Below are 13,628 nucleotides of genomic sequence, written 5' to 3' on the forward strand. Positions count from 1 at the left end.
GGCCCTGCCGGTGTTTGGGGGGGCGTTCGGCGGGCGGGCCCGGGCCCGCGCCGCCCGCGGCCCCGCCGACCGCGAACGGTCGGCGGGCCGGCGGGGTCAGCAGCGGATCCAGCACTTGCCCGGGGCGCCGGGCATGGCCGCGAACGCCTCGGCGGTGCGGGCCAGGGGGAACTCCCGGCGCAGCACCCGGCCCGGGCGCAACAGGCCGCGGTCGAGCACGTCCACGGTGGCGGCGAAATCCGCGGGATGGTCGAAGATCATCGAGCCGACCACGGTGAGCTGCCGCCGAACCAGGTCGTCGGTCCGCACGGCGAGCGGCTCGGAATTCATGCCCACCACGACGATCGTGCCGCCCGGGGCCACCCGGCGGACGCCGGTGGCCAGCGCCGCCGGCACGCCGGACGCCTCGAACACGTGGCCGACGGGCTCGTCGGAGTCGGCCGCGTCGACGGCGCCGAGGGACAGGGCCAGCGCCAGCCGGTCCGGGTCGGGCTCCGACACCCGCGGCCGGACGCCGGCCGCCACCAGCGCCATGGTCAGGAACAACCCCTGCGGCCCGGCGCCGAGCACGAGGCACGAGTCGCCGGCCCGGATGCCGGACCGGCGGAGGGCCGCCCGCGCGACGGTCAGCGGTTCGGCGCACACCAGGTCCTCCAGCGCCACGTGGTCGGCCACCGGGAAGGTGAAACCGGCCGGCACGGCGGCGTACTCGGCGAGCAGACCGGGCCGGGTGAGGCCGACGCTGGCCCGGTCGACGCAGGCCGAGGTCAGCCCGCGCCGGCACGGGGCGCAGCGGAAACAACAGATGTCCGGGTCGATCACGACCCGCTGCCCGACCGTGCGGTCGACCACGCCGGATCCCGTCGCCACGATCTCACCCACGCCCTCGTGTCCCAGCACCCACGGCGTCGCGGGCACCGCCCGCCGGCCATGGAAGACCGCGAGATCGGTGCCGCACAGGCCGACTCCGGCCAGCCGGACCAGCACCTCGCCGGGCGCGCAGTCCGGCGCCGGCACGGTGGCCAGGTCGAGCCGGCCCGGTTCGACCAGCACCGCCGCCGTCATCATGGTCAGCCCTCGACCATCGTGAGCAAGGCTCGCGCGGCCAACACGTATCCGGTCGCGCCGAGGCCGGCGATCAGCCCGCTGGCCAGCGGCGCCAGCACCGAGTCGTGCCGGAAGGCCTCCCGGGCCCACACGTTGGACAGGTGCACCTCCACCCACGGGCGGGGGTAGTTGGCCAGCGCGTCCCGCAGGCTCCAGCCGGCGATCATCAGCGCGCCCGGGTTCACGATCGCGCCGACGGTGTCGTAGTTGTCCTGGATGTGGTCGATCAGCTCGCCCTCGCAGTTGCGCTGCACGGCGACGAGTTCCCAGCCCCGGTCGGCGATCTCGGCGGCCACCGCGCCTTCGATGTCGGCGAGGGTGTCGGTGCCGTACACCTCGGGTTCGCGACGGCCCAGTATGCCTAGGTTCGGTCCGTTGACCAGAAGCAGCTTGGGCACGGTTCTCCTTGTGCTGGGGGGATTCATACGGCGGCCGGCGTCGCGGCGGAAGGAAGCGTCGCGCCGGTCGTGAGCAGCGCTCGCAGGGCACGGGCGGCCAGTGCGCCGTCGGGGCGGCCGATGCCGATCCGGTCGTGGGTCAGCAGCGTGTGGTCGAACAGCAGGTAGAGGTCCGGGCCGATGTCGCACTGTTCCCGGATGGCGTGCCGGTAGCGGTCCCAGGGTCCGCCGCCGAGCAGCGCGACGTCGTCGACCACGCTCGGTGCGTAGCGGTCGGCCCGGATCCCGAGGGCGACTCGGGCCGCCGGGGGCAGCGGGCTGGACCATTCCTGCCAGCACTGGAACAGGAACGGCAGGCGCGCCGGCTCCGGGAGCAGCCCGAGCACCGTTGCCAGGTGCAGCGCAGCGGTCGGCACGACCGCGGTCGTCGGCAGTTCGGAATCGCGCACCAGGCCGAGCGCCAGCTCGCTGGACAGCGACGCCAGTGTGGCGGCGAGTTCGGCCTCGCGCCCGGCATGGTCGGTGACCGGCGGGCGACGGTCTCCGGGCCGTGCGCCGCCCACGGCCCGCAGCGCGTCGCCGGCCTGGTTCGTGGCGTGCACCCACAGATCCACGCCGACCGCGCCGCGCTCGAAGCGCCACCGCGCGCCTGCGTCGGCCGCTTGGAGATGACTGACGAGCAGGTCGACCTGGTCCGGCCAGTGGTGCGTGTGGAGCCGATAGGACTGCCAGCTGCGCGACACCGCGGATCACCTCGGTTCGATGGAAGTGTGCCCGACATGGCCCGTGGACCGGCACTCGCACACGGACGTGGGAACGGTTCGAGCGTAGGGCCGTTCCGCCCGGCCAAGGTGGGACCGCTTCCCGGTCCGGCCAACTGTGGGACGGGTTAGGGGGTGGGCAGGGGAGTCGGCCGGAGATAGATCCGGAATAGATGATTAGTAACGGAATCATCTGCTACGGTCGCTTCATACGCTCACCACGGAGGAAAGGCACAGCCGTGATCAAGGTCGCGATCATCGTCGGCAGCACTCGACCCGGCCGCAAGGGGGACACGGTCGCCCGCTGGATCCACGAGCAGGCCGTCGACCGCGGCGACGCGGTGTTCGAGGTGGTCGACCTCATGGACTACCCGCTGCCGCACCTGGACGAGGCGATGCCGGCCGCCATGGGCCAGTACAGCCAGCAGCACACCAAGGAGTGGGCCGCCAAGATCGACGGGTACGACGCGTTCGTGTTCGTCACGCCGGAGTACAACCACTCCACCAGCGGCGTGCTCAAGAACGCCATCGACTTCCTGAACCGGGAGTGGGCCAACAAGGCCGCCGGCTTCGTCAGCTACGGCAGCATCGGCGGCACCCGCGCGGTCGAGCACCTCCGCCTGGTGATGGGCGAGCTCCAGGTGGCCGACGTGCGGGCGCAGGTCGCGCTGTCGCTGTTCACCGACTGGGAGCACTTCACCAACTTCGCGCCCGGCAGCCACCACAAGGAGAGCGTCACCACGATGCTGGACCAGGTCGTGGCCTGGGGCACCGCGCTGCGCACCCTGCGCGGCTGACTCCGCTTCGTCCGGGCCGGTCGCGGCCGGGGGCACGTCCCCCGGTCACGGCCGGCTTTTTCGTGCCCGGGCCGGGCCAGTGGGTTCGCGATTAGCCGGCCGTGGTCGCCGCTGTGCGAGGTTGGTGCGCATGGGTGGGGTTGCTGGCTGCCTGGGCATCGACCTGGGCGGGACCAAGGTCGCACTGCGGGCGGAGGCCCCCGGCCTCAGCCCGCGCGACGTCGATTTCCGTTGGCCCGTCGGGACGGATGCGGCGCAGGACATGGACGCGGTGGCGGCCGGGGTGGCTGGGTTGCGCGCGCGGTGGGACGTGACCGTCGATGCCGTCGGTGTCGCGGTCCCGGCGACGGTCGACGCCGCCGGGCGCGTCGTGGCCTGGCCGAACCGCCCCGGCTGGACCGGACTGGACCTGGTCGCCGCGCTGCGCGGGATGTTTCCGGGGGCCGAGGTCGGGCATGCCGACGACGGCGATCTCGCCGCGCTGGCCGAGGCCGACCACCTCGGCTGTGCGGACCTGGTCTACGTCGGCGTCGGCACCGGCGTCGGCGGCGGCATCGTGCTGGACGGCCGGTCGCTTCCGGGCACTGCCAAGGGATCGTGCGAGATCGGCCACCTGGTGGTCGACCGCGGCGGTCCGGTGTGCGACTGCGGGCGCCGGGGCTGCGTGCAGGCCGTCGCCTCCGGTCGGGCCGTCCTGCGGGCCGCCTCACGGCTGCGTGGCGAACAGGTGAGCTTCGATCAGCTGCGCGAGGCGTGGCTGGCCCGCGCGGGCTGGGCCGTGACCGCCGTGACCGACGGGTGCGCCGCGCTGGCGGCCGCGATCGTCGGCGTGGGGGAGTTGGTGCATCCCGGCATGGCGGTGGTCGGCGGCGGGTTCGCGGCCGGCCTGCCGGGATTCGTGCCGGCGGTGGCGGAGCAGGTGGCGGCGCTGGCCCGGCCCGGTCATCCGGTCGCACCGGTCCGTGCCGCCGAGTTCGGCGGACTGTCCTCACTGCGGGGCGCGGTGCTGCTCGCTAGGTCACTGAGGGGGAATCGTGCGTAGGCGTTCGATGAACTGGTCCGCGCTCGCGGTCCGGCTGGGCTGCCTGCTGGTCGTGGCGGTCGCGGTCGTCGCAGCGGTCGTGGGCACGGACTCGTGGTTGCGCCAACGGTCGGCCGACGCGGCGCCGCTGGCGGTCGTCCAGTCCGACGGCGTGAGCGTGACCGCGCGCACCGCGGACTGGCTGGACATGCAGCACGACGACGGCGGCGCGCTCGGCGGCTACCAGATGCCCGCCCAGATGATGCCCGGCGCCCCCCTGGGCGACGACATGCGGCTGGGGGTGCCGATCAACCTGGTCAACCGGTCCGGCGAGGACCGGCAGTTCGCCGCAGCCAAGGACTTCACCCTCGGCGGCGGCAAGGACGACAAGGCCGTGCCGGTCAAGACGGCCACCTTCGACGCCGTGTCCCGCCTCGGCGCCGGCACGGCGGTCGACGGCGTCCTCTACTTCGACCTGCCGATGCCCGAGGCCGGCGACCCGCCGCTGTACCTGAACTGGACCGGCGGCGACGGCAGCCGGCAGCGGCTGGCCGTGCGGCTGGCGGCCGACCCGCACGGCTCCTGAGGGCCGTCCCCGCCCTTTCCCGGATTCCCGGACATCAGACGCCGCCGGCCGAATGGCCCGGCGGGCAAGGAGGCTGCGCCGTGCGCGATTCATCCGTCCATCCCCGATACGGGCCGCCGCCCGACCACGGCGAGGACCGGGGCGCGACAGCGTTCCCGACCTCGCCGTCGTATCTGCTGCTGACGGCCGTGCTGGCCGTCGGCACCGCGTTCTGGCAGCACTGGGCGCTCGCCGACGACCTGGGCGCATGGGACCAGCGACTGCCGTACTTCGCCCTGGACGTGCTGCTGGCGCTGCCGGTCGCCGGCATCGCCACCTGGTTCGGCGCGGCGGCCGTCGGTCGGCTTCGGCAGCTGGCCGCGTTCTGGGAACGGCCGGTCCGGGCCGCGGCGGTCGCCATCGCCATGACCGTGCTGTCCGTGCCGCTCGTGGTGGCCCAGGCGGTCGCCCACACCGTGCTCGGTGACCGCGGGGCCCTCGACAACGGGGACCTCGGTCGGGTGCTCGACGGCGCGTGGACGCAGGCGTTGCAGCTCGAAGTGGCCGTTCTCGTGCTGGCCACGGTCGGCGTGCTGGTCGCGGACGGCTCCCCGAAGGCGCTGCGCGCCGTGTGGGGACCGCCGTCGCCCCGGCGGGGCCTGCCGCGGCCGGCGATGGCGTCCGTGCTGGTGGCGAGCATGATCGCGGTGCCCGGTGTGGTCGGCGCGGCGCCGACCACGGCGGCGCCGGCCGGCGGCTGCGCGACCGCGCCGCAGCGCGTGTTCAACGTCAGCGCCATCGACGTGGACATCGTGGTCGACCGCTTCGGCGACCACGACCCGTACGGCTACATGTACGTGCTGGCCGAGCAGGAGAAGGCGGTTCGCGACCAGGAGGCCGCGCTGTTGCGGGCCTCCGCCCTGCCCAAGGACGACCCGAGCGCGGCCAAGGTCAGCTTCGGGCTCGGCGAGGACCCGATCCAGCCGCTGGTGATGCGGGCGCGGCTCGGCGAGTGCGTCGTGGTCAACCTGACCAACAAGCTGACCAAGGCGCCGCGCAGCGGCGAGCTGGGCAACCCGGCCATCACCCAGCCCGGCGGCGTGCCGTCGGTGTCCATGGACATGGCCGGCGTCTCCTACGACGCCTCCGCCGGCGACGGCGGCCAGGCCGTCGGGGCCAACCCGAGCTCGATGATGGCCGCCCCCGGCCAGACCAAGCAGTACCGGTACTTCCTGGACCGGTCGATGGGGGAGGGGGCCAAGGCGTTCCGCAGCGGCGGCGACTCCACCCAGCTCACCCTGCACGGGCTGTTCGGCGCCCTGGTCGCCGAGCCGGCGGGGTCCCGCTGGTACGACCCGAGGACCGGCGCGGACCGCACCGACGCGGCCTGGACCAACTGGGAGGCCATGATCCGGCCGGCCGCCGGCCCCGCCTTCCGCGAGTTCAACCTGCTCTACCACGAGGTCGGCGACGGCAACTTCAACCTGCGCCGCCCGCTGCGGGAGAACGACGAGGGCATCCCGATCGGCGGTGACCCCGGCATCCCGGTCGGCGACCAGCTCCAGCTCGGCCGGCCGCTGCCGATGATCGACGTCCGGCCGCCGACGCCGCAGACGCCCAACGAGGGCGGCGGCGGCACCAACGTGTACCGGCCGGCCAGCCGCGCGATCAACTACCGCAGCGAGCCGTTCTACCGCCGCGGCCAGCTGGAGGCCGCGCGGGGCGCGGACGTCCAGCACGCCAACCAGTCGCTGGCGTTCAGCTCGTACACCTTCGGCGACCCGTCCACCCCGATGCCCCGGTCCTACCTCGGCGAGCCGACCAAGACCCGCATCGTGCACACCGGCGTCGAACAGCTGCATGTGCACCACCTGCACGGTGGCGGCACCCGGTGGCGGAACTCGCCCGGCGACGCGCCGGCCAGCAGCCTCGGCCTGACCAAGTCGCCGGACCGGGACACCGACACCATCGACCTGGACTCGCAGACCATCAGCCCGATGGAGTCGGTGACGCTGGCCCACGAGTGCACGGCCGGCGGCTGCCAGCAGGCGCCGGGCGACTTCCTGTTCCACTGCCACATATCCCAGCACTACATGGCCGGGATGTGGGGCCTGTGGCGGGTGTTCGACACCGTCCAGCCGGATCTGGCCCCGTTGCCGGATCGGACGTCCGCGCCGACGGCGGTGCCGGCCGCCGGCCTGCTCGGACACACCGTGCAGGGCAGGAAGGTGGTGCTCCAGTCGGCGTTGACCGACCCCAAGACCCAGGTGGCGCTGGAGAAACTGGTGGAGGGCGACCTGCCGCCGCAGGGCGCGCGGTGGACCGCCGACGGCGGCCAGGATCCCGACGACGCCACCGTGTGGGACTGGCAGAAGGCGGGCGCCCCGGATCGGCCGACGTACCTGGGCGAGCCGGAGACGACGGCGGTGTGGGCGGACTACCGGTCGCCGACGCCGGGCGCGCGGCCGGAGATCCTGTTCAACCCGGACACCGGCCATCCCGCGTATCCGATGCTGCGACCACATCTCGGGATGCGGCCGCCGTTCGCGCCCGACGGCCACTCCGGCGCGCCCTATCTCGGGGACACCGCCTCGGCCGGCAGTCCCCGCGGCATCTGCGCCAAGGACGCGCCGGTGCGCACGTACGACGTGACCTCGGTGCCCGTCCAGTTCCAGGCCACGGCCAGGGAGAAGGACACCAAGGGCGAGATCTATGTGCTCAACGAGGACAAGGACGCGGTGCGGGCGGGCACCAAGGGAGTCGACCCGCTGACCATCCGGTCCAACGTCGGCGACTGCGTCGCGGTGACCCTGAGCAACGAGCTGGATCCGGCCCAGCAGGCCAAGGCCAACATGCACACGCACTTCGTGCAGTTCGACCCGCTGGCCTCCGACGGCGTGGTGTCCGGCTTCGCGTTCGAGCAGTCGATCTTCGGCGACTCGAAGGAGAAGCGCACGCTGGCCTCGACCGACGCGGCCGACAAGATCACCGTGTCGACCGTCGGCCAGCTGCGGCCCGGGGTGTCCATCGGGATCGGCGTCGGACGGGCCGACATCGAGATCCGCACCATCACGGCGATCACCGGCAACCAGCTGGTGTTCGACCGGCCGCTGGCCGCCCACCACGCCGCCGGCGAGCCGGTGACCGTGGAGTTCGTCCAGTACCGGTGGTTCTCCGACGTGGACTCCGGAACCGTGTTCTGGCACGACCACGTGGACGCCATCACCTCGTGGTCGCACGGTCTGTTCGGCGCGAACGTGATCGAGCCGAAGGGGTCGACCTACCACGATCCCAAGACCGGCCAGGAGGTGCGCAGCGGCACCATCGTGGACATCGTGAACAGCGGCGGGTCCGTCGGGGCCGGACAGTCCGGCTCGTTCCGGGAGTTCATGATCTTCATGCTGAACGGGCGGCGGGGACGGGCCGAGGTCAACGGGCCGTTCGGCAGCGAGCTCAACCCGTTCAACGCCGGGCAGGAGTGCGAGGAAGGCACCATCAACCTCAGGGCGGCGCCACTCGGCGAGCGAACACCGCCGGGCGCGACGCCGACCGATCCGAAAACCACCGACCAGCGCCAGGAGTACAACGGGTCCCGCTGCCGCAACGCCTTCAGCCAGGCCCCGGACATACCCGGGAACGCGGACGCCAACACGGCGCGGGCCACCATCAGCTCGGTCGACCCGTACGTCTTCTCGTCGGTGAAGTACGGCGACCCCGGCACGCCGCTGCTGCGGGCCTACGCCGGCGACCCGGTGGTGATCAGGACGATCGGCCTGAGCGACCGCGCCGAGGCGCTGCGCATCCAGGGCCACCGGTTCCGGTTGGAGCGGTTCAGCCCGGGCAGCCAGCTGTCCGACACGGCCACCCTGGGCATCTCCGAGCGCTTCGACTACGTGCTCGACGGCGGCGCGGGCGGTCCGTCCCACAGTGCGGGCGACTACCTGTACTACAGCACGCGGACGTTCGCGCTGGAGAGCGGCGCCTGGGGCATCTTCCGGGTGCACGACACCAAGCAGAGCGACCTGGAGGTGCTGCCCGGCCGGCCGGCCCCGGGCTCCGGGGCCGGCTTCCCCCGGCAGGTGGCCGCCGCCGGCAACACGCAGGCCACGCCGGGCCCCGATCCGGTGTCGGCCTTCAATCCGGACGGGTCGGCGAACGCGTCGGTGGTGACGTCGACGGCCGACCCGTGCCCGCGGGGCGCGAGGACCGTCGCCTACGACGTGTCGCTGATCAACAAGGCGTTGCCGACCCAGCCGTACAACGACACCGGGGGCGTGATCTACGCCCTGACCTCCGACGTGGCCGGCATCCAGGCCGGCACCAAGCCGGTGGAACCGTTGGTGCTGCGGGCGAGCAAGGGTGACTGCGTGCGGATCACCCTGCGGGACAGGACAACCCCTGGCTCGCTGTACGGCGGCTCCCGGGCCGGGCTCGACCTGGCCAAGCTGGCCCACAACCAGCAGTTGTCCTCGGGCGCGGCCGTCGGGCTCAACCCGGACTCGACCGTGCCCGTCGGCGGGGCGGCGACCTACGCCTACTACGCCGACCAGGATCTGGGCACGACCCTGTTCCAGAACCTGGGCAGCACCACGTCCCTGCGGCACGGCGCCTACGGCATGATGATCGTCGAGCCGAAGGACTCGACCTGGACGGACAGCGCCACCGACGCGCCGCTCGGCCCGAACCGGACCAGCACGCAGGCGATCATCCGGGCCCCGGGCGGGCAGCGGTTCCGCGAGTTCGCCCTCACCATGCAGAGCACGGACCAGCAGTACGGGCGCAGCATCCTGCCCTACGAGGACCAGGTGGCCGGCGACGGGCTGAACAGCCCCACCGCGGCCAACCTCCAGGTGCCGCCGGTGCCGGGCGCGCCGCCGGGCACCGCCGACCACCCCGGGTCCTACGACAAGGGCTACAGCGACGTGAACTACCACAACGCGCCGCTGACCCAGCGTCTCGGGCTGACCGCCAACAAGGACGACTTCACCAAGGCGACGGTCGTCGGCTCCTACGGCACGGCGTTCAGCTCGACGCCGTACGGCGATCCCGACACCCCGGTGCTGCGGGCCGACAGCGGCGACCCGGTGGTCTTCCGCCTCGGCATCGGCGCGTCCGACCAGCTGCACTCGTTCACGGTCGGCGGGCACGCCTTCCCGCTCGACCCGAAGCGGCCGGGCTCGCCGAAGCAGACCGCCCGCACCGTCACCGCGGGCGAGACGCTCGACGCCTGGGTCGGGCCGGCCGGCGGCGGCAACGGAAACCACGGTGACTACCTGTTCTCCGACGCGAGACTGCCGTTCGCCGAGGCCGGCATGTGGGGGATTCTCCGGGTGACGCCGTGTGGCGCGCCGGGCGGTCCCGCCCCCCTGTAGAAGGAGAGTTGTTGTCCCTCGACACCGCACGCCCCCTGGTCCCGGTCGGGACCAGGGGGCGTGCCCCGTGGATCGGGCCGGTCAGGATGCTGCTGGCCGGCCTGGTCGTGCTGTACGGATTGCTGGTCGGCGCCCCGGCGCCGGCGTACGCGCACGCTCAGCTGCTGTCGACCTCGCCGGCCAACGGCGACCGGCTTTCCGCGGCCCCGGCCGTGATCAGCCTGCGGTTCGGGGAGGGCGTGAACCTGGTGCCCGACGGCATCCAGCTGATCGGCCCGAAGGGGCCGGTGCCGTCCCCGTCGCCCGTGCGCATCGACGCCGCCCGATCGTCCCAGGTGGACGTCCCGGTGGCGGCCGGGCTCGGGCCGGGGGCGTACACCGTGACGTGGCGGGTGGTCTCGAACGACTCCCATCCCGTGCACGGCGCGTTCGTCTTCGCCGTCGGCGACATCCGGCTGGACAACCTGGCCGCGGGCGACGCCCAGACCGGCGACGACCCGGCGCTGTCGGCGGTGTTCACCGCGGCCCGGTGGACCGGGTACGCCGGTCTCGCGCTGCTGGCCGGCGGCCTGGCGTTCCTGCTCCTGTGCTGGCGGCCGGGACTGTCCCGCCCGCGGGCCCGGGGGCTGCTCGTCACCGGATGGTGGCTCAGCGTCGGCGCGGCGGTCGCGTCCCTGTTGTTGCAAGGCCCGTACGCGGCCGGCAGCGGCCTGGCCGGCCTGATCGACCCGGCGCCGGTGTTGTCGACCTTGGGCACTGCCTACGGCTGGTTCGTGGCGGCGCGGATGGCGCTGCTGGCGGCGATCGCGGTGTTGTGGCGTCGGGTGGACCCGGCCCGTCGTGGCGGCACGATCGCCGCCGTCACGCCGGTGGTGGCCCTGGCCGGCACGTGGATCGGCACCGGGCATGCCGCCGCACAGGCCGATCCGCTCTCCGCGCTGGCCGACGTGCTGCACCTGGCCGCGATGGCCTGCTGGCTGGGCGGGTTGGCGGTCATCGTGTGGTGCCTGCTGCCGCGCACGCAGGTCCAGCCGGTGGCGGAGGTTCGCATCGCGCTGAACCGGTTCTCGCGCGTCGCGGCCGGGTCGGTGGCGCTGCTGGTGGCGACCGGCGTCGTGCGGGCGCTGATCGAGGTCGGCTCGCTGAGCGCGCTGACCGGGTCCAGCTACGGCGTGCTGCTGGTGTTCAAGATCGCGGCCCTCGGCGTGCTGCTGTGGTTCGCGGCCGTTTCCCGTGCCGTGGTGCGGCGTCGCTACGCCCGCGCCGAGCAAGCCGTAGGCCGCAAGCAGGTGTTGGCCGAGCAGGAGCGGGAACGCCTGGCGCGCAAGCAGTTGCGGCTCTCGGTCCGCTCCGAGGCGGTGATCGGGATCGGGGTGCTGGCACTGACCGCGGTGCTGGTCGCGACGCCGCCGGGGGCGCGGCCGGCGCAGGCCGTCAGCGATGTTCAGCTGGCCCTGGACAAGGGGCGGGCGGTGGTGCGGCTCGACCCGCCCAAGGTCGGCGCGAGCACCTTCACCGCCGCGGTGTACGACGCGTCGGGCGGGGCCTGGGACGTGCCCGAGGTGACCGCCACGCTGGAACTGCCGGACCAGCACATCGGCCCGATGACCGTGTCGCTGGCCAGGTCCGGCGCCGGCCGGTACGCCTCGCACGGGCTCATCCTGCCCAGGCCGGGCAGTTGGCGGCTGGAACTGACCGTGCGCACCACCGACGTCGACGAGCAGACGGTGGAGACCGAGTTCCCGGTCGGCTGAGGACAGGGGACGGCCCCGGTGAGCGTCGCGTGCTCACCGGGGCCGGGCCCTGCCACCTCGTCAGCTGCCGATGCTGCCGGGGTTGTTGAAGAAGTTGGTCGGGTCGTACTGGGCCTTGGCGGCCAGCAGGCGCGGGTAGTTCTCGCCGTAGTTGGCCCGGCCCCAGTCGCTGTCGCGGCGGGAGCTGGGGAAATTGATGTACGCCCCGCCGGAGATCGGGTCGAGCAGGTCCGAGCCCCGGTTCGTCCAGTCGAGTGCGGCCGCCGCGTCGGCCGCCGGCGGGTTCGGATTGTCCAGGCCCAGCTGGAATCCGAGCAGGAACTCGGCGTCGCGGTGCACGAACGCGTTGTCCGAGCGGCCGTGCCGCTTGAGCGCGCCGCCCAGCGCGATGCACTGGATGTAGCGCTGCGGCAGCGAGTCGTCCTGGCCCCAGGCGTCGAACATGCGGGTGATCTCGGAGCCGGTCAGCGACCGGTTGAACAGCTGGTAGGCCTGCCGCTGGTACGGCGTCCGCGGCAGCAGGGCGTCCGGGGCGTGGCCGACGCGTTGGCACTGGTCCTGCGTCATCTCGCCGCAGTAGCGGCTGTGCATCATGTCCGCGTACACGCCCTCGCTGGAGGTCCGTGACACCGGCTGCGCCCCGATCTGCGACACGAGGTCGTTCAGGGTGGCCGTCAGCTCGGCCTGGGGGCCGAGGTAGACGCCGGCCACCAGGATCAGCGGCGTCGGGCCGCCCGAGTGCGCGGGCGGCAGCACGACCAGCGAGGAGCCGATGTTGTCCGAGCCGGTGGCCGTCCACTCCTGCCAGGCGGCGAACACCTCGGGCGCGCGGTCCCAGGACCACATGGTGTCCCAGTTGGTCATGGTCGGGGCGTTGATCGGCGCCACCTCGAAGTCGATCACCACGCCGAAGTTGTTGCCGCCGCCGCCGCGCATCGCCCAGAACAGCTCGGGCTCCCTGGTCGGCGAGCAGTGCACGGTCCGTCCGTCGGCCAGCACCGCGGTGATCGACACGACCCGGTCGCAGCCGGCGCCGAACTTCCTGGTCTGCCAGCCGATGCCGCCGCCGGACAGGAAGCCGCCCTGGCACACCGTCGGGCAGGTGCCGCCGACCACCTGCTTGTTGTACGGCTTGAGTTTGGCGATGGCGTCCACCGACTCCGCGCCGGGACCGAGGTGCACGGTCGACCCGGTGACCGTGGCCTGGTTGAACGAGGACACGTCGATGACGAGGCCGCTGCTGGTGGACCAGCCCGAGTGGTTGTGCCCGCCGCTGCGGATCCGGGTCGGGATCCCGTTGTACTGGGCGAACTTGATGCACTTGGCCACGTCGAACGCGGTCGCGCAGTAGGCGATGCCCTGTGGGTTGACCGAGTCGTACTCGGTGATCTGGAGCTGCTTGGCCAGCCCGTAGTTGGCGTCGGCCGGCAGCACCAGCGTTCCGGTCAGCTGAGACCGCAGCTTCAGCCAGTCGGCGGCGGAGACGGCGCCGAAGGCGGCCGACGCCAGCGATCCGCCGGCCGCCGCGGCCAACGCGATGCCGCCGCCGGTGCGCAGCAATGAGCGTCTGTTGAGCACAGGTGATTCCCCCTCGATGACAAGCCCCGGAAGTCACGGCGCCGATCGAGGGCCGCTCGTGACGTGTGGCGGAATCCGTTCCACCGTGTGGAAAGCGGCCCGCCCTGAATACGCGAACATCCAATCACCGCTGCTGACAAGGGAAAACCCCTTCGCACCCCTATGCGGGCGTGACCGGCCGCCTGAGCATCTCGGCGACGAGGAAGGCCAGCTCAAGGGACTGCTGGGTGTTCAGTCGCGGGTCGCAGGCGGTCTCGTAGCGGCCGGCGAGGTCG

General features: G+C 72.8%; 10 protein-coding genes. 5 read left to right on the forward strand and 5 right to left on the reverse strand.

All coding sequences use genetic code 11. The features are described 5' to 3' along the window. Positions 1-96: 96 nt before the first annotated feature. From AB0M73_RS48475 to AB0M73_RS48485, 3 genes are read right to left on the reverse strand one after another with little or no spacing between them, the layout of a single operon-like run. Entirely contained in the window at positions 97-1,068 is a 972-nt protein-coding gene (locus AB0M73_RS48475; protein WP_363906783.1) for an alcohol dehydrogenase catalytic domain-containing protein, read from the reverse strand. 2 nt (positions 1,069-1,070) lie between these two features. After that, a complete protein-coding gene (locus AB0M73_RS48480) occupies positions 1,071-1,505 on the reverse strand; it encodes a type II 3-dehydroquinate dehydratase (RefSeq protein ID WP_363906785.1) in 435 nt (144 codons plus the stop codon). A gap of 23 nt (positions 1,506-1,528) precedes the next feature. Then, entirely contained in the window at positions 1,529-2,248 is a 720-nt protein-coding gene (locus AB0M73_RS48485) for a hypothetical protein (protein WP_363906786.1), read from the reverse strand. Between the two features lie 257 nt (positions 2,249-2,505). Between AB0M73_RS48485 and AB0M73_RS48490 the strand changes: the two genes are divergently transcribed. From AB0M73_RS48490 to AB0M73_RS48510, 5 genes are all read left to right on the forward strand, one after another. Further along, positions 2,506-3,063 carry an NAD(P)H-dependent oxidoreductase gene (locus AB0M73_RS48490; protein ID WP_363906787.1) on the forward strand — a complete coding sequence of 186 codons (558 nt, stop codon included), beginning with the start codon at positions 2,506-2,508 and terminating at the stop codon, positions 3,061-3,063. Positions 3,064-3,193: 130 nt separating this feature from the next. After that, positions 3,194-4,105 (forward strand): ROK family protein, encoded by a 912-nt coding sequence (locus AB0M73_RS48495; RefSeq protein ID WP_363906789.1) that lies wholly within the window; start codon positions 3,194-3,196, stop codon positions 4,103-4,105. Next, complete coding sequence (locus AB0M73_RS48500; RefSeq protein ID WP_363906791.1) at positions 4,098-4,670, forward strand: hypothetical protein; 573 nt, start codon at positions 4,098-4,100, stop codon at positions 4,668-4,670. The genes AB0M73_RS48495 and AB0M73_RS48500 overlap by 8 nt, the downstream gene beginning before the upstream one ends. Before the next feature lie 80 nt (positions 4,671-4,750). Beyond that, positions 4,751-10,021 (forward strand): multicopper oxidase domain-containing protein, encoded by a 5,271-nt coding sequence (locus AB0M73_RS48505; RefSeq protein ID WP_363906793.1) that lies wholly within the window; start codon positions 4,751-4,753, stop codon positions 10,019-10,021. Positions 10,022-10,032: 11 nt separating this feature from the next. Further along, a complete protein-coding gene (locus AB0M73_RS48510; protein ID WP_363906795.1) occupies positions 10,033-11,775 on the forward strand; it encodes a copper resistance protein CopC in 1,743 nt (580 codons plus the stop codon). A 60-nt stretch (positions 11,776-11,835) separates the two neighbouring features. On the opposite strand, the gene AB0M73_RS48515 is transcribed toward AB0M73_RS48510, so the two are convergent. Together AB0M73_RS48515 and AB0M73_RS48520 are read right to left on the reverse strand one after the other, a co-directional pair. Continuing rightward, the gene (locus AB0M73_RS48515) at positions 11,836-13,353 is read right to left on the reverse strand and encodes an FAD-dependent oxidoreductase (RefSeq protein ID WP_363906797.1); all 1,518 of its coding nucleotides are present in this window, start codon (positions 13,351-13,353) and stop codon (positions 11,836-11,838) included. Positions 13,354-13,513: 160 nt separating this feature from the next. After that, a partial coding sequence (locus AB0M73_RS48520) for a 3-deoxy-7-phosphoheptulonate synthase (RefSeq protein WP_363906799.1) occupies positions 13,514-13,628 on the reverse strand: 115 nt, incomplete at its 5' end.

Source organism: Kutzneria sp. NPDC051319 (assembly GCF_040682195.1).
Classification (GTDB): Bacteria; Actinomycetota; Actinomycetes; order Mycobacteriales; family Pseudonocardiaceae; genus Kutzneria.